The organism is Brevundimonas sp. BAL450 (assembly GCF_015767455.1).
In the GTDB taxonomy this organism is placed as follows: Bacteria; Pseudomonadota; Alphaproteobacteria; order Caulobacterales; family Caulobacteraceae; genus Brevundimonas; species Brevundimonas abyssalis.
Genome location: NZ_JADWOW010000027.1, coordinates 25,042 through 42,662, shown reverse-complemented (window position 1 = coordinate 42,662; position 17,621 = coordinate 25,042). Strand labels below are relative to the sequence as shown.

General features: G+C 68.0%; 20 protein-coding genes. 15 read left to right on the top strand and 5 right to left on the bottom strand.

Going from position 1 to position 17,621, the window contains the following annotated elements; genetic code table 11:
* Positions 1–65 precede the first annotated feature (65 nt).
* Positions 66–524 carry an NfeD family protein gene (locus tag IWC96_RS01200; RefSeq protein WP_021697577.1) on the top strand — a complete coding sequence of 153 codons (459 nt, stop codon included), beginning with the start codon at positions 66–68 and terminating at the stop codon, positions 522–524.
* A gap of 12 nt (positions 525–536) precedes the next feature.
* On the opposite strand, the gene rnhA is transcribed toward IWC96_RS01200, so the two are convergent.
* Together rnhA and IWC96_RS01190 are read right to left on the bottom strand one after the other, a co-directional pair.
* Positions 537–974 (bottom strand): ribonuclease HI, encoded by a 438-nt coding sequence (rnhA, locus tag IWC96_RS01195; protein ID WP_021697578.1) that lies wholly within the window; start codon positions 972–974, stop codon positions 537–539.
* 8 nt (positions 975–982) lie between these two features.
* A complete protein-coding gene (locus tag IWC96_RS01190; protein ID WP_021697579.1) occupies positions 983–1,633 on the bottom strand; it encodes an alpha/beta hydrolase in 651 nt (216 codons plus the stop codon).
* Positions 1,634–1,792: 159 nt separating this feature from the next.
* On the opposite strand from IWC96_RS01190, the gene IWC96_RS01185 reads away from it, so the two are divergent.
* From IWC96_RS01185 to IWC96_RS01145, 9 genes are all read left to right on the top strand, one after another.
* Positions 1,793–2,251, top strand: coding sequence for an Rrf2 family transcriptional regulator (locus IWC96_RS01185; RefSeq protein WP_196838212.1), 459 nt, complete (start codon positions 1,793–1,795; stop codon positions 2,249–2,251).
* Positions 2,248–3,384: a cysteine desulfurase family protein gene (locus IWC96_RS01180; protein WP_196838211.1), complete on the top strand. Its 1,137-nt coding sequence runs from the start codon at positions 2,248–2,250 to the stop codon at positions 3,382–3,384. The genes IWC96_RS01185 and IWC96_RS01180 overlap by 4 nt, the downstream gene beginning before the upstream one ends.
* Entirely contained in the window at positions 3,385–4,851 is a 1,467-nt protein-coding gene (gene sufB / locus IWC96_RS01175; RefSeq protein WP_196838210.1) for a Fe-S cluster assembly protein SufB, read from the top strand.
* Positions 4,852–4,914: 63 nt separating this feature from the next.
* Positions 4,915–5,250 carry a GIY-YIG nuclease family protein gene (locus IWC96_RS01170; RefSeq protein WP_021697582.1) on the top strand — a complete coding sequence of 112 codons (336 nt, stop codon included), beginning with the start codon at positions 4,915–4,917 and terminating at the stop codon, positions 5,248–5,250.
* 184 nt (positions 5,251–5,434) lie between these two features.
* Entirely contained in the window at positions 5,435–6,184 is a 750-nt protein-coding gene (gene sufC, locus IWC96_RS01165) for a Fe-S cluster assembly ATPase SufC (RefSeq protein ID WP_196838209.1), read from the top strand.
* A complete protein-coding gene (gene sufD, locus IWC96_RS01160; RefSeq protein WP_021697414.1) occupies positions 6,181–7,200 on the top strand; it encodes a Fe-S cluster assembly protein SufD in 1,020 nt (339 codons plus the stop codon). Before sufC ends, sufD begins: the two co-directional genes overlap by 4 nt.
* Positions 7,179–8,417, top strand: coding sequence for a cysteine desulfurase (locus tag IWC96_RS01155; protein ID WP_196838208.1), 1,239 nt, complete (start codon positions 7,179–7,181; stop codon positions 8,415–8,417). Before sufD ends, IWC96_RS01155 begins: the two co-directional genes overlap by 22 nt.
* A 5-nt stretch (positions 8,418–8,422) precedes the next feature.
* On the top strand, positions 8,423–8,812 hold the full coding sequence (locus IWC96_RS01150; protein ID WP_021697412.1) for an SUF system Fe-S cluster assembly protein: 390 nt from the start codon (positions 8,423–8,425) through the stop codon (positions 8,810–8,812).
* Positions 8,812–9,198, top strand: coding sequence for an iron-sulfur cluster assembly accessory protein (locus tag IWC96_RS01145; protein ID WP_021697411.1), 387 nt, complete (start codon positions 8,812–8,814; stop codon positions 9,196–9,198). Before IWC96_RS01150 ends, IWC96_RS01145 begins: the two co-directional genes overlap by 1 nt.
* Here the strand turns inward: IWC96_RS01145 and IWC96_RS01140 are convergent.
* The 3 genes from IWC96_RS01140 to IWC96_RS01130 all read right to left on the bottom strand — a co-directional run bounded on the left by IWC96_RS01140 (position 9,195) and on the right by IWC96_RS01130 (position 12,784).
* Complete coding sequence (locus IWC96_RS01140) at positions 9,195–9,965, bottom strand: 1-acyl-sn-glycerol-3-phosphate acyltransferase (RefSeq protein WP_021697410.1); 771 nt, start codon at positions 9,963–9,965, stop codon at positions 9,195–9,197. The genes IWC96_RS01145 and IWC96_RS01140 overlap by 4 nt on opposite strands.
* Before the next feature lie 32 nt (positions 9,966–9,997).
* Entirely contained in the window at positions 9,998–11,059 is a 1,062-nt protein-coding gene (locus tag IWC96_RS01135; protein WP_021697409.1) for a GGDEF domain-containing protein, read from the bottom strand.
* A gap of 84 nt (positions 11,060–11,143) precedes the next feature.
* A complete protein-coding gene (locus IWC96_RS01130) occupies positions 11,144–12,784 on the bottom strand; it encodes a DEAD/DEAH box helicase (protein ID WP_196838207.1) in 1,641 nt (546 codons plus the stop codon).
* Positions 12,785–13,021: 237 nt separating this feature from the next.
* Here IWC96_RS01130 and mmsB point away from each other — a divergent pair, with 237 nt between their 5' ends.
* The 5 genes from mmsB to glyA all read left to right on the top strand — a co-directional run bounded on the left by mmsB (position 13,022) and on the right by glyA (position 17,620).
* Entirely contained in the window at positions 13,022–13,930 is a 909-nt protein-coding gene (gene mmsB / locus IWC96_RS01125; protein WP_196838206.1) for a 3-hydroxyisobutyrate dehydrogenase, read from the top strand.
* 145 nt (positions 13,931–14,075) lie between these two features.
* Positions 14,076–15,302, top strand: coding sequence for a 5-aminolevulinate synthase (hemA, locus tag IWC96_RS01120; protein ID WP_021697406.1), 1,227 nt, complete (start codon positions 14,076–14,078; stop codon positions 15,300–15,302).
* A 54-nt stretch (positions 15,303–15,356) separates the two neighbouring features.
* Positions 15,357–16,067, top strand: coding sequence for a class I SAM-dependent methyltransferase (locus IWC96_RS01115; RefSeq protein WP_021697405.1), 711 nt, complete (start codon positions 15,357–15,359; stop codon positions 16,065–16,067).
* 5 nt (positions 16,068–16,072) lie between these two features.
* Positions 16,073–16,291, top strand: coding sequence for a hypothetical protein (locus tag IWC96_RS01110; RefSeq protein ID WP_021697404.1), 219 nt, complete (start codon positions 16,073–16,075; stop codon positions 16,289–16,291).
* Positions 16,292–16,333: 42 nt separating this feature from the next.
* Positions 16,334–17,620, top strand: a complete 1,287-nt coding sequence (gene glyA, locus IWC96_RS01105) for a serine hydroxymethyltransferase (RefSeq protein ID WP_370541065.1) — start codon at positions 16,334–16,336, stop codon at positions 17,618–17,620.
* Position 17,621: the final 1 nt, after the last annotated feature.

The following is a 17,621-nucleotide window of genomic DNA, read 5'->3' as shown; positions in this document are numbered from 1 at the left end:
CCTACTCCGTGCCGGGGACCGATCCGCGCCGCCCGCGCGGATCGGTCCCCGGCACGGAGTAGGTCATGGACTGGCTGATCGACCTCTATTCGGCCCAGCCGTTCTGGATCTGGCTGGCCATCGGGGTGGCGCTGCTGGCCGTGGAGGTCACCATGACCACCGAATGGCTGCTGTGGCCCGCCGCCGCCGCCGGGCTGGTGGCGGTGCTGACCGCGCTGGGCCTGCCGCTGGGCGGGGCCGGGGAGCTGATCGTCTTCGCCCTGCTGACGGTGGTGTTCACGGTGTTGGCGCGGCGGTTCATCAAGCGGATCAATCCGGGCGACGCGGCCGACATCAACGACCGCGACAGCCGCCTGGTGGGCCAGCGCGCCCAGGTGGTCCAGGCCTTCGCCGAGGGCCGCGGCCGGGTGTTCATCTCGGGCTCGGAATGGGCGGCCGAGATCGACGGCGAGGCCCCCATGGTGGGGCAGGCCGTGGTGGTGGAGTCGGTCAGCGGGTCGCGCCTGAAGGTGCGCCCCGTCTAGGCTGGCCGCGCGCTAGCCCTTCAGCTCATCCACGCCCCGGTTGGCGAGGGCGTCGGCGCGCTCGTTCCATTGGTGGCCGGCGTGACCCTTGACCCAGCGCCAGCGCACATCGTGGCGGGCGCGGGCGGCGTCGAGGCGCTTCCACAGGTCCTCGTTCTTGACCGGCTTCTTGTCCGCCGTCTTCCAGCCGCGCGCCTTCCAGCCGTGAATCCACTGCTCGATGCCCTGCATGACGTATTTGCTGTCGGTGTGGAGCTCGACCTTGCAGGGGCGCGTCAGGGCCTCCAGCGCCTGAATGGCGGCCATCAGCTCCATGCGGTTGTTGGTGGTCAGCTTCTCGCCGCCCCACAGTTCCTTCTCGCGCTCGCCCCAGTGCATCACTGCGCCCCAGCCGCCGGGACCGGGGTTGCCGCGACAGGCGCCGTCGGTGTGGATGATGACGTGGGACAAGGGGCTGACTACGCCGGGTCGGCTTCCAGGCGCATGTCCAGATAGGCGCCGACGCGGCGTTCCACGGCGGGGAGGTGGTCCTGCCAGAAGTGGGTGGCGCCCTCTTCCAGCTCGTAGTCGATGGTGATGCCCTTCTGGGTGCGCAGCTTGTTGACCACGCGCTCCACCTCGACCGGCGGCACGATGGTGTCGGCGGTGCCGTGCAGGAACAGGCCCGAGGCCGGGCAGGGGGCCAGGAAGCTGAAGTCGTAGATGTTGGTGGGCGGCGACACCGAGATGAAGCCGTCAGTCTCGGGGCGACGCATCAGCAGCTGCATGCCGATGTAGGCGCCGAACTGATAGCCGGCGACCCAGGTCTGGCTGGCGGCGGGGTTCTCGGTCTGGAGCCAGTCCAGGGCGGTGGCCGCGTCGGCCAGCTCGCCGATGCCGGAGTCGAACTCGCCCTGGGACTTGCCTACGCCGCGCGAATTGTACCGCAGGGTGGCGAAGCCGCGTTTCTGGAACAGCTGGTACAGATGCACCGCCACCGGATTGTTCATGTGTCCGCCCGCCTTGGGGTGCGGATGCAGGATCAGGGCGATGGGCGCGTTCTCGCGCTTTCCGGGGGCGTAGCGGGCCTCGATGCGACCGGAGGCGCCGCTCAGGATGACTTCAGGCATGAATCTGGTGGAATCCCGTCTTCAACTGTCGTTTCGCAGCTGCGTAATACTTGACCATGGGGGTGGGACTTTATATCTCCAACCCACGCGCCATGGCCCATGAAGCCGCGGGTTCTAGCACAGGAGCCCCGAAAAGCGCGCGATTTCTTGAGGTGCGCGATGCGACTTTCGACAAAGGGACGATACGCCGTGATGGCCATGGCCGATCTGGCCCGCCACGGGCGAGAGCGCGCCGTGTCCCTGGCGGAGATCGCCGCGCGGCAGGAAATCTCCCTCAGCTATCTTGAACAACTGTTCGCGCGCCTGCGCCGGGCCGGGCTGGTCAAGAGCGTGCGCGGGCCGGGCGGGGGGTACCGTCTGTCGTCGGCGTCGTCCGAGATCATGGTGTCCGACATCGTTCTGGCGGTGGACGAGCCGATCCGGGCCACCCGCTGTGCGGTGCAGGGCTCGCCCAAGGGCTGCATGATCGGCGGCGAACGCTGCATCACCCATGACCTGTGGGCCGGACTGGGCGACGAGATCCACCGCTACCTGTCCAGCGTCAGCCTGGAAGACGTGGTGCTGAAGCGGACGCGTCGCCGGGCGCCCATGGATGAGCGAGCGGGGGTGGCGGCGTGAGCATCTATCTGGACTACAATTCGACGGCGCTGGTGCGGCCGCAGGTGCAGGCCATCATGGCCGAGGTGCTGGCCGAGGGGGGCAACCCCAATGCGGTGCATGCGCTGGGTCGCCGCGCCCGCTCGCGCATCGAGACGGCGCGGGCCCAGGTGGCGGCGCTGGTGGGCGCCGATCCGACGGCGGTGGTGTTCTCCAGCGGCGGGACCGAGGCCAATGCGCAGGGGATCGCCAGCGCCATCGCGGCGGGCTGCGAACGGCTGATCGTGTCGGCGACGGAGCATCCGTGCGTGGCCGAGGCGGCGATGGCCAGCGGCATTCCGGTGGAGGTCCTGCCGGTGGACGGAAACGGCGTGGTCGATCTGGACTGGCTGGCCGGGGCGCTGCAGCGGCCGGGCCGGGCGGCGGTGGCCATCCATCATGCGAACAACGAGAGCGGCGTGATCCAGCCCATCGCCGAGGCCGCCGCGCTGGTGCGGGCGGCGGGCGGCTGGCTGCACGTGGACGCCATCCAGTCGGCGGGCAAGATCGCCGTGGACATGCGGGCGCTGGACGCGGACACCCTGACCCTGTCGGGGCACAAGCTGGGCGCGGCGCAGGGATCCGGCGCGCTGGTCGGGCGCGAGGGGCTGACCCTGGTGCGCATCCTGCACGGCGCCGGGCAGGAGCGGGGCCTGCGCGCGGGCACCGAGAACACGGCGGGCATCGCCGGGTTCGGCGTCGCGGCGGAGATCGCGGGTGGCGAGCTTGAGCAAGCGGCGCATCATGCAAGCTGGCGCGACGCGGCGGCCGAGCGGGTCAAGGCGGCGGGCGCGGTAGTGGTCGGCGAGGCGGTCGAACGGCTGCCCAACACCCTGTTCCTGGCGGTGGAAGGCTGGGACAGCCCGCAGCAGCTGATCGGGCTGGATCTGGCGGGGGTCATGGTCTCGGCCGGCAGCGCCTGTTCCTCGGGCAAGACCAAGCCGTCCAAGACGCTGGTCGCCATGGGGCTGGACCGGCTGGCCACGGGCGCGGTGCGCGCCTCGGGCGGCTGGGGCACGCAGGAATCCGACTGGACGCGGTTCGCGGATGTTTGGACCGCCGCATTTGAAAAGCATGTCGCGCGCCTGAGTGTGCGCGCGAAGGAAGTCGCGTAAATGGCTGCAGTTAAAGAGACAATCGACACGGTCGCGGAGCTGGAGCGGTACAAGCACGGCTTCACCTCCGACATTGAGCAGGAGTTCGCGCCCAAGGGCCTGAACACCGACATCGTGCGCTTCATCTCCGAGAAGAAGGGCGAGCCGGAATGGATGCTGGAATGGCGTCTGGCCGCCTATGAGCGCTGGCTGGCCATGGAGGAGCCCACCTGGTCGGCGGTGCGCTATCAGCCCATCGACTATCAGGACCTGTACTATTACGCCGCGCCCAAGAAGAAGGACGGGCCCAAGTCGCTGGACGAGGTCGATCCGGAGCTGCTGGCGGTCTACGAGAAGCTGGGCATTCCGCTGAAGGAGCAGGCGGTTCTGGCGGGGGTCGAGGGCGCGCCGCGCTATGCGGTGGACGCGGTGTTCGACTCCGTCAGCGTGGTCACCACCTTCAAGGAAGAACTGAAGAAGGCCGGCGTGATCTTCATGCCGATCTCCGAGGCCCTGCGCGAACACCCCGAACTGGTGCGCCAGTATCTGGGCACGGTGGTGCCGGTGTCGGACAACTATTTCGCGGCCCTGAACAGCGCGGTCTTTTCGGACGGCTCGTTCGTCTATGTGCCGCCGGGGGTCCGCTGCCCCATGGAGCTGTCGACCTATTTCCGCATCAATGCGAGCCAGACCGGCCAGTTCGAGCGCACCCTGATCATCGCCGACAAGGGCAGCTATGTCTCGTATCTGGAGGGCTGCACCGCCCCCATGCGCGACGAGAACCAGCTGCACGCCGCGGTGGTGGAGATCGTGGCGCTGGACGACGCCGAGGTGAAGTACTCGACGGTCCAGAACTGGTACCCCGGCGACGCCGAGGGCAAGGGCGGCATCTACAATTTCGTCACCAAGCGCGCCGACTGCCGGGGCGACCGATCCAAGGTCAGCTGGACCCAGGTGGAGACCGGCTCGGCCGTCACCTGGAAATATCCGTCCTGCATCCTGAAGGGCGAGGAGAGCTCGGGCGAGTTCTATTCCATCGCCATCACCAACGGCCATCAGCAGGCCGACACCGGCACCAAGATGATCCATCTGGGCAAGAACTCGAAGAGCCGGATCATCGCCAAGGCGGTGTCGGCGGGCAAGTCGGACTCCACCTATCGCGGGCTGGTGTCGGTGCATCCCAAGGCGACGGGCGTGCGCAACTTCACCCAGTGCGACAGCCTGCTGATCGGCAAGGACTGCGGCAGTCACACCGTGCCCTATATCGAGGCGAAGAACGGCTCGGCCCAGCTGGAGCACGAGGCCACCACCACGCGCCTGTCGGACGACCAGCTGTTCTATGCGCAGCAGCGCGGCCTGTCGGAGGAGGAGGCGGTGGCCCTGCTGGTCAACGGCTTCGTCCGCGACGTGCTGCAGGAACTGCCGATGGAGTTCGCGGTGGAGGCGCAGAAGCTGGTGGCGATCTCGCTGGAAGGGAGCGTGGGGTGATCCTTCAACCTTCGTCATCCTCGGGCTTGTCCCGAGGACCCATTTATCCGCATTCTCCACCGCATGGGACGCGAACGCCCTCTGATCGCCGCCTATATCGTGACGAACAAGCCGTTCGGAACGCTCTACACCGGCGTGACCAGCAACCTGTATCAGCGCGTGCACCAGCACCGGACGGGGGCCTTTGCGGGCTTCACGAAGGAGCACGGCCTGAAGCGTCTGGTCTGGTTCGAACCATTCGAGCTGATGACGTCCGCCATCCGGCGCGAAAAGGCGCTGAAGCGGTATCTGCGCGCGTGGAAGATCAATCTGATCGAGCGGGAGAATCCCGACTGGGACGACCTGTCGCTGGAGTGGGATCGCCCGCCGGTGTGGAAGCACGGACCGACGGACGAATAGGCGCAGCTCTCACTTCCACCCTTTGTCATCCTCGGGCTCGTCCCGAGGACCCGTGGTTCAGCGGCATGGATCGTTCGCGTGCGGGGCATCCGTCCGCGCGCGCTGCTCTGCGGTTTGAGAGTGCTGACAAGTGGGTCCTCGGGACAAGCCCGAGGATGACGGATTGTAATATGCAAGAAAAACAATGCTGAACATCAATAACCTCCACGTCTCCATCGACGACAAACCCATCCTCAAGGGCCTGACGCTCGACGTCCCGGCGGGGGAGGTGCATGCGGTCATGGGGCCGAACGGGGCGGGCAAGTCGACCCTGGGTTACGCCCTGGCCGGGCGGCCCGGCTACGAGGCGGCGGAGGGCTCCGTGACCTGGCGGGGCGAGGACCTGCTGGCGCTGGACCCGGCGGAGCGGGCGGCGAAGGGCGTGTTCCTGTCGTTCCAGTATCCCATCGAGATTCCCGGCGTGCCGGCCCTGACCTTCGTGCGCACGGCGGTGAACGCCCAGCGGCGCGCACGGGGCGAGGCCGAGATCTCGGCGCCGGACTTCCTGAAGAAGGTGCGCGAGGCGTCGAAGGCCCTGAAGATGGACTTCGACATGCTGAAGCGGCCCCTGAACGTGGGCTTCTCCGGCGGCGAGAAGAAGCGGATGGAGATCCTGCAGATGGCCCTGCTGGAGCCGTCACTGCTGATCCTGGACGAGACGGATTCGGGTCTGGACATCGACGCCCTGCGCATCGTCGCCGACGGGGTGAACGCCCTGCGGTCGCCGGAGCGGTCGATGCTGGTGATCACCCACTATCAGCGCCTGCTGGACTACATCAAACCGGACCAGGTGCACGTGCTCGTGGCCGGGCGCATCGTCGCCTCGGGCGGGCCCGAACTGGCCCACGAACTGGAGGCGGAAGGCTACGACAAGTTCCTTCCGGCGGCGGCGTGAGTGCGGCTGTCCTGAACCTCAATGATCCGGCCACCTTCCCGTCGCGGCGGGTGGAGGCATGGAAATACAGTGATCTGCGCCGGGTTCTGCGCGAAGCGCCTGAGCCGTCGCCGGCGGTTTCCGTCGCGCCGGGCGGGCCGTTCGCGATGCTGGGCGGCGACGAGATGACGTTCGCCAACGGGCGGGCCGTGGGGGCGGACGCCTTCGTGGCCTCGGGCGAACAGACCCTGCGGCTGCGGTTCGTGTCGGAAGCTGCCAACACCGGCCACAGCGCCGCTGCACGCATCGCGGTCAAGCCGGGCGCCAAGTTGCTCATCCTCGAAAGCCATGAGGGGTCGGGCGCCGGCTATGTGGCGCACAACCGGCTGGACATCGACATTCCGGCGGGCGCCGAGGTGACGCGGGTGGTGCTGGTCGAGGAACCGGAGGACGCCATCTCGGTGGCCGAGGCGAAGGTGGCGGTGGCGCCGGGCGGGACGTTCCGCCAGACCACCCTGCTGACCGGGGCGAAACTGCAGCGGCAGGAGACACACCTGAGCCACGGCGGGCAGGGCGCCGAGGTGCGGATGGACGGGGTCTATCTGCTGACCGGCGCGCGCCATGCGGACATGACCAGCGTGGTCAGCCATTCGGGTCTGAACGGGGTCACCTCGCAGCTGACCAAGGGCGTGGTGCGGGATCAGGCGCGGGGCGTGTTCCAGGGCAAGATCATCGTCCAGCGCGGGGCCGACGGCACCGATGCGCGCATGGGGCATCACGCCCTGATCCTGTCCGAACGGGGCGAGGTGGACGCCAAGCCGGAGCTGGAGATCTACGCCGACGACGTGCAGTGCGCCCACGGGAATACGGTGGGGGCGCTGGACGAGAGCGCCCTGTTCTACATGCAGCAGCGCGGCCTGTCGGCGGACGAGGCGCGGGCGCTGCTGGTGCAGGCGTTCCTGATCGAGGTGGTGGACCGCATCGATCACGAGGGCGCGCGGGAAAGGGTGCGGGAATGGCTGACGGATCGGTTGTGAGAGCCTTTGACGCCTATGCCGCACGGGCGCAGTTCCCGATCCTGTCGCGGACGGTGAACGGGCGGCCGCTGGTCTATCTGGATTCCGCGGCTTCGGCGCAGAAACCGCAAGCGGTGATCGACGCGATCAGCGGCGCCATGTCGGGCTCCTACGCCAATGTGCACCGGGGCCTGCACACCCTGGCCAATGAGACCACCGAGGCGTTCGAGGGCGCGCGGGCGACCGTGGCGCGGTTCCTGAACGCCGAGGCAGAGACGAACATCGTCTTCACCAAGGGCGGGACCGAGGCGATCAATCTGGTGGCGGCGGGCGTGGGCCAGTCGATCCAGCCGGGTGACGAGATCATCGTCAGCCAGATGGAGCACCACTCCAACATCGTGCCCTGGCACATGCTGCGCGAGCGGTATGGGGCAGTGCTGAAATGGGCGCCGGTGCTGGACGACGGGTCGCTGGACATGGCGGGGTTCGAGGCGCTGCTGACCCCGCGGACGAAGATTGTAGCGGTGACGCACATGTCCAATGTGCTGGGCACCATCAATCCGATCACCGAGATCACCCGGCTGGCGCACAAGGCCGGGGCGCGGGTGCTGATCGACGGGTGCCAGGGGGCGGTGCACGCCGCACCCGACGTGCAGGCCATCGGCTGCGACTGGTACGTGCTGACGGGCCACAAGCTGTATGGGCCCACGGGCATCGGGGCGCTGTACGGAACCGCCGAGGCGCTGGAGAGCCTGCCGCCGTGGCAGGGCGGCGGCGAGATGATCGAGACGGTGGAGGAAGACCGGGTCACCTATGCGAAGGCGCCGCACCGGTTCGAGGCGGGGACGCCGCCGATCCTGGAGGCCATCGGCCTGGGCGCGGCGCTGGACTGGCTGATGGGCTTCGACAAGGCCCAGGTGATCGCCCACGAACAGGCGCTGTACGCCCATGCGCGGGCGCGGCTGGACGGTGTCGACGGACTGCGGGTGCTGGGCGAGGCGGACGGGAAGGGGGCCATCCTGACCTTCACCGTTGACGGCGCCCACGCCCATGACATCGCCCAGATCATGGACAGGTACGGGGTGGCGGTGCGGGCGGGCCTGCACTGCGCCGAGCCGCTGGCCAGAAGAATGGGCGTGACGTCGAGCGCGCGCGCCTCATTCGCCCTATATAATACGAAGGAGGACGCCGACGCCTTCGTGGATGCGCTGATCAAGGCGCGCGAGTTCTTTATCTGATGACCATGGACGACAAGCCGATCACCGATAACGCCACCTTCGCCGAGGCCTGGGACGCGCCGAAGACGGCCGCCCTGGACCAGGCCGAACTGGACCGCCTGACCGACGAGCTGGTCACGGCGCTGAAGACCGTGTTCGATCCGGAAATCCCGGTCGACATCTATGAGCTGGGCCTGATCTACAAGGTGGACGTGTCCGACGACCGGGACGTGGTAGTGGAGATGACCCTGACCGCGCCGGGCTGCCCGGTGGCCGGCGAGATGCCCGGCTGGGTGGAAGACGCGGTGCGGACGGTTCCGGGCATCAAGTCGGCCCGCGCCAATCTGGTGTTCGACCCGCCGTGGGACCCCTCGCGCATGAGCGACGAGGCCAAGCTGCAACTGAACATGTTCTGATGACCGAACTCCAGACCACCGCCCGTCCGCGCCGCCCGCGCCCCAAGGCCGTCACCCTGACGGACGCCGCCGCCGCGCGCGTCAAGGCGATTATGGCCAAGGCCGAGCAGCCTTATGTGGGCCTGCGCGTGGGGGTGAAGAACGGCGGCTGCGCGGGGCAGGAATACACCTTCGCCTATGCCGAGGCGGTAGAGCCGCTGGACGAGGTGGTGGAGGACAAGGGCGTCACCATCCTGATCGATCCCAAGGCGGTGCTGTTCCTGATCGGGACCGAGATCGACTACGAGACCTCGAAGCTGGCGTCGAAATTCGTCTTCCGCAATCCGAACGAGACCGACGCCTGCGGGTGCGGCGAGAGCGTCACCATCATTCCCGCGAAAGGCTAGGCAGCCGTACGCCGCGCCTCATCCGGCGTGAGAACCTGAACAGCGGGGGTGACGGGGTCGCCGGTGGCTTCGGCCACCAGCTCGGCGGTGCGGGTTTCGACGGCGGCTTCCAGCCGGGCCATGAATTCGTCCTTGCCCAGCCCCAGCGGGATGGGGTCGAGAAACTCCAGGGTCGCGGTTCCGGGGTGCTTCTCGTACGCCTCCTGCGGCCAGAACAGGCCGAGGTTTGTGGCCACGGGGACCACCGGCATCTGGAAGTCGCGGTACATGTGCCAGACGCCGGAGCGGTAACGGTACTTCTCGCCCACCTTCGCCAGATTGCCCTCGGGATAGATCAGGATCCTGCGGCCCTCGGCGTGGGCCTCGGCGGCGCGGGTGGCGAGAGCCTTGCGGGCTTCGTGACCGCCGCAGTTGTTGACCACGATGGCGCCCAGCTTGCGCAGCACCGTGCCCAGCAGCGGAAACCGCTCCAGATGGTCCCCGGTGACGAAGGCCAGGTCGTCGAACTGGTTGTAGATGGAAAAGCCGTCGCCCCAGGACTGGTGCTTGCAGGCCAGGATGAAGGCGCCGTCGGGCAGGCGATCCCTGCCGCGCACCTGGATGCGGATGCCCGCCAGGACGCGCATGGCCCAGACCATGGAGCGCACATAGCTGCGGATCACGCCCCGGACGAGGCCGCGCCCGGGCGTCAGGGCGGCGAAGGCGGCCCCCAGGGTGTGGAGGATCGACAGGGGCCAGTAGGCGAGGGCGAAGGCGAGACTGCGCATGCCGCGACCTTGGCCGTGATTCACGGCCCAGACTAGGCGGCTCTGGCCGAGCGCGGCAGTTTCGTGGCGCAGGTGACGCGGTTGCGGCCGGCGTGCTTGGACGCATAGAGCGCCTCGTCGGCGCGGCCCATCAGGGCGACGGCCGTGTCGCCGGGCAGCTTCTGGGCCAGGCCGATGGAGACGGTGACCGCGCCCAGATCGTCATTGGTGGAGCGGCGGCGCAGGCTGCGCGAGGCGATCTCCTCGCGGATCGTGTTGAGGACGGTTTCGACCATGCGGGCGGTTTCGCCGGGAAACAGCAGGGTGAATTCCTCGCCGCCGTAGCGGGCGGCCACGCGGGGGCTGCGCAGGGTCCGGCCCAGTACACTGGCCACATAGCGCAGCACCTGGTCGCCGGTCTGATGGCCCCAAGTGTCGTTGAAGCTCTTGAAGTGGTCGATGTCGAGCACCGCCAGGGTGAGGGGGGCCTTGTCGCCCGCTGCCGCGCAGGCGCGGTCCAACTCCTCGTCGAACGCCTTGCGGTTGGCCAGATTGGTCAGGGCGTCGGTCATGGCGTCGCGCCGGACCTGCTCCAGATGCTGCCGCAGCTGGGCCACTTCGCGGGTGGAGGCCTCGAGGCGCTTCTCGAGGGTGGCGTTCTCCAGGTGCACCTTGCTGGTGGCGGTGGTCAGGTCGCCGACCAGCCGCTTGATCTCTTCGGGTGCGAGCGACGTCTCCATGCTGGCGCCGGCCTCGGCGAGGGTCTGGCCGTATTCAGCCTGGGACGACTGTGCGGAGGCGATGACCTCGGCCACATTGTTGAGCTCGCGGTTCAGCATCAGGCCGGCGTCGCGGATCTCATCGCTGAGACGGCCGCGCGGCAGATATTCGGACATCAGCATCTCGCTGATGTCCTCGGTGAAGGGCGTGCCGAGCTCCATCAGCCGTTTCATCTCACGGCTCAACGGGCTTTCGGGAGTGCCGATGTAGTGGATCCAGAGCTCGAAATTGAGCGGCGTCGGCCAGACGCCGGCGGCTTCCATGGCCTCGAGCGCCTGACGCGCAAGGGAGAAGGCCTCGGGTCCGCGCAGCGTTGTTTCAACCTGTGCCGTCATACTGGTCCCGTCTCCTGCACCCGTTCAGCGCCGGAGAAACCCTAGGTTCGCCAGGTAAGGACGAGGTTAAGGACCGGCGTTATTTCAGGACGAAACCGGGACAGGGCGACGCAGGAAGGCGGGGACATCGTCGCCGAAACCGGAACCCTTGGCGGGCGCCTGGTCGTCGCTCTTGCCCTTGCGGCCGCCGCGGCGCTCGGCCTGGGTCAGCTGGGGCTCCTGAACCGCGACGGCGGCTGCGGGCGCAGCGGCCGCTGAAGCAGGAACCGGTGCGGACACGGCGGGAACGCCCGCCGCGACGGGCGCAGCTTCGCTATTGGATCCGCGGCGACTGCGGGTGCGGCGCGGCTTTTCGGTCTGTTCAGCGGGGGCGGCGGCGACAGGTTCGGGCGCGGTCGCGTCGACCGGCGCGGCGGCCGCTTCGACAGCGGGCTCCGACCGGCTGCGGCGTCCGCCCCGGCTGCGCTGGGGCTTCTCGGCCTGCTCGGTCTGCTCGGGCGCCTTGCGTTCGGTCCGCTCCGGGGCCTTGCGCTCGGCTCGCTCAGGCGTCTTGCGGCCGCCGCGCGCGGAGCCGCCCGAACCGACGCCGGACCAGTCGATGTCCAGAGTCAGCTCTTCCGGGTCCATCTTGATCAGCTTCAGCACCTTATCCAGCGACTTGTCGTCGGACGGGGTGACGATCATGAAGGTCTGACCCTTCTTGCCCGCGCGGCCGGTGCGGCCGATGCGGTGCACATAGTCGTCGGCGTGGTGCGAGACGTCGTAGTTGAAGACGTGGCTGACGTCCGGGATGTCCAGGCCGCGCGCGGCAACGTCGGAGGCCACCAGCAGCTTGAGTTCGCCCGAGCGGAACGACGCCAGGGTCTTGGTGCGCAGGGACTGGTCCAGATCGCCGTGGATCGGCGCGGCGTCGAAGCCGTGCTGCTTGAGCGACTTGGCGACCACGTCCACTTCGGATTTGCGGTTGCAGAAGACGATGCCGTTCTTGACGTCCTCGCGGCCCACCAGGGCGCGCAAGGCGGTGCGCTTGGCCTTGGGGTCGCTGGAGGGGATCCGCACCAGATACTGGGCGATGGTGTCGGCGGTCATGGCCGGACGCGAGGCCTCGATCCGGGTGGGATCCTTGAGGAACTGTTGCGTCAGACGGGTGATCTCGGGCGGCATGGTGGCCGAGAAGAACAGGGTCTGGCGGCGCGGCGGCGTCAGCTTGAAGATGCGCTCGATGTCCGGGATGAAGCCCATGTCCAGCATGCGGTCGGCTTCGTCGACGACCATGATCTCGACGCCGGTCAGCAGGATCTTGCCCCGCTCGAACAGGTCCAGCAGACGGCCGGGGGTGGCGATCAGGACGTCCACACCCTTGTCCAGCAAGGCCACCTGTTCGCCCATGGAGACGCCGCCGATCAGCAGCGCCCAGTTGAGCTTGGTGCCCCTGGCGTATTTGCCGAAGCTCTCGGCCACCTGGTCCGCCAGTTCGCGGGTGGGGGCGAGAACCAGGGCGCGGGGCATGCGGGCCCGGGCGCGGCCGGAGCCGAGGCGATCCACCATCGGCAGGGTGAAGGCCGCGGTCTTGCCGGTGCCGGTCTGGGCGATGCCCAGAACGTCGCGTCCGGCGAGGGCCACGGGGATGGCCTGTTCCTGAATGGGGGTGGCGGTGGTGTAGCCGGTGTCGGCGACCGCCTGAAGGGTCGTGGGCGAAAGGCCCAGTTTGGAGAATTCGGTCATGTAACTCGTGATGGGGAGTCTTTTCAGACTCATGACGCACGGAACCGCCCCTCATTGGGCGAGCGGGCGGCGCGAATTCGCCAGACCTGTCCCGAACTGTTGGCCCGGATATAGAAATCCACAGTGAAAAGTCAAGTATTTCCGGCGAATCCCCGCCTGGGCGACGCCTGGCCACGCTGGCGATCCGGGCGCGATGAGTCTAAGTCCGGGCCCAAGAACTGTGAGGGAGAGACGCACATGAAGATCGCATTCATCGGCCTGGGCAACATGGGCGGCGGCATGGCGGCTAATCAGGCCAAGGCCGGGCGAACGGTGACGGCGTTCGACCTGTCCACCGAGGCGCTGGACCGGGCCAAGGCTGCGGGCTGCCTCGCCGCGACCTCGGTGGTGGAGGCGGTCAAGGATGCGGACGTGGTCATCACCATGCTGCCCGCCGGGCCTCATGTGATGAAGGTCTATGCCGAGCAGGTGATCGGCGCGGCGCCGACCTCGGCCCTGCTGGTCGATTGCTCCACCATCGACGTGGACACCGCCCGCAAGGTGGCGGGGCTGGCGCAGGAGGCGGGCTACGCCTTTGCGGACGCGCCGGTGTCGGGGGGCACGGCGGCGGCGGAGGCGGGGACCCTGGCCTTCATGGTCGGCTGCGACGAGGCGGTGCTGGCCCGGGTCGAGGCGGCGCTGGAGCCCATGAGCCGGATCACCATCCGCGCCGGCGACCACGGGGCGGGGCAGGCGGCCAAAATCTGCAACAACATGCTGCTGGGCATCTCCATGATCGGCACCTGCGAAGCCATCGCCCTGGCCGAGCGGCTGGGACTGGAGCCCGAGCGGTTCTTCGAGATCGCGTCCAAGTCCTCGGGGCAGTGCTGGAGCGTGACCAGCTATTATCCTTGGCCCGGCCCGGTGCCGACGGCGCCCTCCAATCGCGGCTACGAGGGCGGATTCGCCACGGCCATGATGCTGAAGGACCTGAAGCTGGCCCAGGACGCGGCGGCCAAGGCCGGGGCGTCCACGCCGCTGGGGACCCAGGCCGAGGCCATGTACGCCCTGTTCGACCGGCTGGGATACGGCGGGCGGGACTTCTCGGCCATGCTGCAGTTTCTGCGCGGGGATCTGGACAGCCTGGAGCGCGCAAAGACGCCCTGAACCGATGCCCATGCTGTCGATACGGTATTGAGAACCGTTATCAATTAAGGGGTTGCGGCCTTTTGTCCGCCGGTTTTCGTGGACACGCGGTTCTGCGGGGAGCAAAACGCGAAGCAGACGATCATAATCAAAACGAGCCGTCAGCGTGTTTGACTATAAGGCCGCCTTTCAGAACGCCGTCGACCAGGTCCAGAAGGAAGGGCGCTACCGCGTCTTTGCCGACCTGAAGCGCGTGCGCGGCCAATTCCCCAAGGCGGTGCGCCGCCGCGAGGACGGATCCGAGCAGGACGTGGTGGTCTGGTGCTCCAACGACTATCTGGGCATGGGTCAGCACCCGGTGGTGCTTGAGGCCATGCAGGCGGCCATCGACGAGGCCGGGGCCGGGGCCGGGGGCACGCGCAACATTTCCGGCACCACTCGCTGGGCCGTGGACCTGGAGGCCGAGCTGGCCGACTGGCACCACAAGGAAGCGGCGCTGCTGTTCACCTCGGGCTATGTGGCCAATGAGGCGACCCTGACCACCCTGCAGCGGATCATGCCGGGGCTGATCGTCTTCTCCGACTCGCTGAACCACGCCTCCATGATCGCGGGCATCCGCAACGGCGGCTGCGAGCGGCACATCTTCGCGCATAACGATCTGGAGCATCTGGAAGCGCTGCTGCAGGCCGCGCCGGCCGATGCGCCCAAGCTGATCGCCTTCGAGAGCGTCTATTCCATGGACGGCGACATCGCCGACCTGCACGGCACCATCGCCCTGGCGCAGAAGTACGGCGCCATGACCTATCTGGACGAGGTCCACGCGGTGGGCCTGTACGGAGAGCGCGGCGCGGGCGTGGCCGAGCGCGACGGCGTGCTGGACCAGATCGACATCATCGAGTGCACCCTCGGCAAGGCCGTGGGCGTCATGGGCGGCTACATCGCGGCCGACGCCGTGATCATCGATGCGGTGCGGTCGTGGGCCGCGGGCTTCATCTTCACCACCAGCCTGCCGCCGGCCCTGACGGCGGGGGCGCTGGCCTCGGTGCGTCACCTGAAGGGCGCCGCCGACCTGCGCGCGGCCCATCAGGAGCGGGCCGAGACCCTGAAGGCGCGCTTCGCCGAGGCGGGCATCCCCGTCCTGCCCAGCGTCAGCCACATCGTGCCGGTGCACGTGGGCGATCCGGTCCACTGCAAGATGATCTCGGACATGCTGCTGGAAGACTTCGGCGTCTATGTGCAGCCGATCAACTATCCCACCGTGCCCAAGGGGACCGAGCGCCTGCGCTTCACCCCGTCGCCCAACCACGACGACGGCATGATGGACGCCCTGGTCGCGGCCATGGACAAGCTGTGGACCCACTGCAACGTCGCGCGGATGCCCAAGGCGGCGTGACCCTTGACGGGACGCGCGTGACGGGCCGACCCTGATCACTGCGAGGAGGGGCCCGTGCGACGCGATCAGTTCAGCATCGACGACATGACGCGGGCGATGCCGGGGCATGCGCCGCACAGGGCCTATGTGGGCCAGCCGCAGCGCTATGACGTGATGGGCGCGTCCCAGTTCGCCCTGCTTTTCCTGCTCGGGCTGCGCGAGACCCACCGCCTGCTGGATTTCGGCTGCGGCTCGCTGCGGCTGGGACGTCTGGCGATTCCCTATCTGGCGGCCGACCGCTATTTCGGCGTGGATCCGGAGGCCGACCTGATCGAGGCGGGCTTCGCCCATGAGATGGGCGACGACATCCGCGCGCTGAAACGGCCGCGCTTCGACCATAACGCCGAATACCGGGTCGATGTGTTCGGCGAGCGGTTTGACTTCATCATCGCCCAGTCGGTCTTTTCCCATACAGGGCCGAACGCGACACGGCGGGGGCTGAAGGCCTTCGCGGAAAGCCTCGCCCCGGGCGGGCTGGTGCTGGTCAATCTGTTGCTGGGCGACCCGGCGCCGGGCGCCGACGCGGTCGAGTGGGCCTATCCGGCCTGCGTGCCCTACCATCCGGACCAGGTGATCGCCCTGGCCGCCGAGGCAGGACTGGCCGCGCGCGCCTGTCCGTGGCCGCATCCGGGTCTGAACTGGTTCGTGATGGCCTCCAGCGAAGCGGACCTGCCGTCGTCTCTGTCGCTCGGCGCGCTGCGCGTCGCCCCGCCGTCGTGGGATTGAGGCCGATGGGGACCGGTGATCTCGGGGAAGTCATCGTCGAATTCGTGCGCAACGGCGCCTATCTGAAATGCTCGGCCATCCATGCGGCGACCGGGACCGAGGCCTCGGCGGTAGGGCCGGTGAAGGAGCGGGCGCATCTGGAGCGGATCGCCATCGGCAAGCTGCGGCGGGCCCTGGCGGGTGCGGCGGCACAACATGTTGTGGGGCGGGGGTGGAAGGCGTAAAGCATCTGGCATCTTCCCGCCCCCTGATTTCCGGAGCCGCCCGTGACCGCCCGCTTCGTCCATGACGCCTATTTCTCCCAATCCCTGCGCGAGGCCGATCCCGAGATCTTCAAGGGAATTCAGGGCGAGCTCGGCCGCCAGAAGGAGCAGATCGAGCTGATCGCCTCCGAGAACATCGTCTCGCAAGCGGTGCTGGAGGCCCAGGGCTCCGTCCTGACCAACAAGTATGCGGAAGGCTATCCGGGTCGTCGCTACTATGGCGGCTGCGAATATGTGGACATCACCGAGACCCTGGCGCGCGAGCGGGCGAAGACGCTGTTCGGCGCGGCCTTCGCCAATGTGCAGCCGCACTCGGGCGCCCAGGCCAACCAGGCGGTGTTTCAGGCCCTGCTGACGCCCGGCGACACCTTCCTCGGCATGGATCTGGCCTGCGGCGGGCACCTGACCCACGGCAGCCCGGCGAACCAGTCGGGCAAGTGGTTCCGCCCGGTCACCTATATGGTGAGGAAAGACGACCATCTCATTGATTATGATAACGTCGCCGAGATGGCCGAACGGGAGAAGCCCAAGCTGATCCTGGCCGGCGCCAGCGCCTATTCCCGCCACATCGACTTCAAGAAATTCCGCGAGATCGCGGACTCGGTCGGCGCGTATCTGATGGTCGACATGGCCCACTATGCGGGCCTGATCGCGGGCGGCGCCTATCCCGATCCGCTCCCCCACGCCCATGTGGTGACCACGACGACGCACAAGACCTTGCGCGGCCCGCGCGGCGGCATGGTGCTGACCAATGACGGCGACATCGCCAAGAAGATCAATTCGGCGGTATTCCCCGGCCTGCAGGGCGGACCGCTGGAGCATGTGATCGCGGCCAAGGCCGTGGCCTTCGGCGAGGCGCTGAAGCCCGAGTTCAAGGGTTACGCGCAGCAGGTGGTCAAGAACGCCCAGGCCATGGCCGACGTGCTGGTGGAGCGGGGGCTGGCCATCGTCTCGGGCGGAACCGACAGCCACCTGATGCTGGTGGACCTGCGGCCCAAGGGCGTGACCGGCAAGGCCACCGAGCATGAGCTCGAGAAGGCGCTGATGACCTGCAACAAGAACGGCGTGCCGTTCGACGACGCGCCCTTCACCATCACTTCGGGCGTGCGGCTGGGAACACCGGCGGGCACCACGCGCGGCTTCGGCGAGGATGAGTTCAGGCAGATCGGCCACTGGATCGCCGATGTGGTCGTGTCCATGAACGGCGGCGACGAGGCGGACACGGCGGTGGCTGCGGGCGTGGCCGCGCAGGTGCGGGAGCTGACGCACAGCTTCCCCATCTATCGGTAGG

Excerpts from the sequence above, each read along its gene's own strand:
- sufB (WP_196838210.1), top strand. The coding sequence starts at position 3,385 with ATGGCTGCAGTTAAAGAGACAATCGACACGGTCGCGGAGCTGGAGCGG.
- IWC96_RS01135 (WP_021697409.1), bottom strand. The coding sequence starts at position 11,059 with ATGACGGCACAGGTTGAAACAACGCTGCGCGGACCCGAGGCCTTCTCC.
- IWC96_RS01140 (WP_021697410.1), bottom strand. The coding sequence starts at position 9,965 with ATGCGCAGTCTCGCCTTCGCCCTCGCCTACTGGCCCCTGTCGATCCTC.
- IWC96_RS01130 (WP_196838207.1), bottom strand. The coding sequence starts at position 12,784 with ATGACCGAATTCTCCAAACTGGGCCTTTCGCCCACGACCCTTCAGGCG.
- IWC96_RS01190 (WP_021697579.1), bottom strand. The coding sequence starts at position 1,633 with ATGCCTGAAGTCATCCTGAGCGGCGCCTCCGGTCGCATCGAGGCCCGC.
- IWC96_RS01185 (WP_196838212.1), top strand. The coding sequence starts at position 1,793 with ATGCGACTTTCGACAAAGGGACGATACGCCGTGATGGCCATGGCCGAT.
- IWC96_RS01200 (WP_021697577.1), top strand. The coding sequence starts at position 66 with ATGGACTGGCTGATCGACCTCTATTCGGCCCAGCCGTTCTGGATCTGG.
- sufC (WP_196838209.1), top strand. The coding sequence starts at position 5,435 with ATGCTGAACATCAATAACCTCCACGTCTCCATCGACGACAAACCCATC.
- IWC96_RS01155 (WP_196838208.1), top strand. The coding sequence starts at position 7,179 with ATGGCTGACGGATCGGTTGTGAGAGCCTTTGACGCCTATGCCGCACGG.
- IWC96_RS01110 (WP_021697404.1), top strand. The coding sequence starts at position 16,073 with ATGGGGACCGGTGATCTCGGGGAAGTCATCGTCGAATTCGTGCGCAAC.
- IWC96_RS01145 (WP_021697411.1), top strand. The coding sequence starts at position 8,812 with ATGACCGAACTCCAGACCACCGCCCGTCCGCGCCGCCCGCGCCCCAAG.
- mmsB (WP_196838206.1), top strand. The coding sequence starts at position 13,022 with ATGAAGATCGCATTCATCGGCCTGGGCAACATGGGCGGCGGCATGGCG.
- IWC96_RS01150 (WP_021697412.1), top strand. The coding sequence starts at position 8,423 with ATGGACGACAAGCCGATCACCGATAACGCCACCTTCGCCGAGGCCTGG.
- IWC96_RS01170 (WP_021697582.1), top strand. The coding sequence starts at position 4,915 with ATGGGACGCGAACGCCCTCTGATCGCCGCCTATATCGTGACGAACAAG.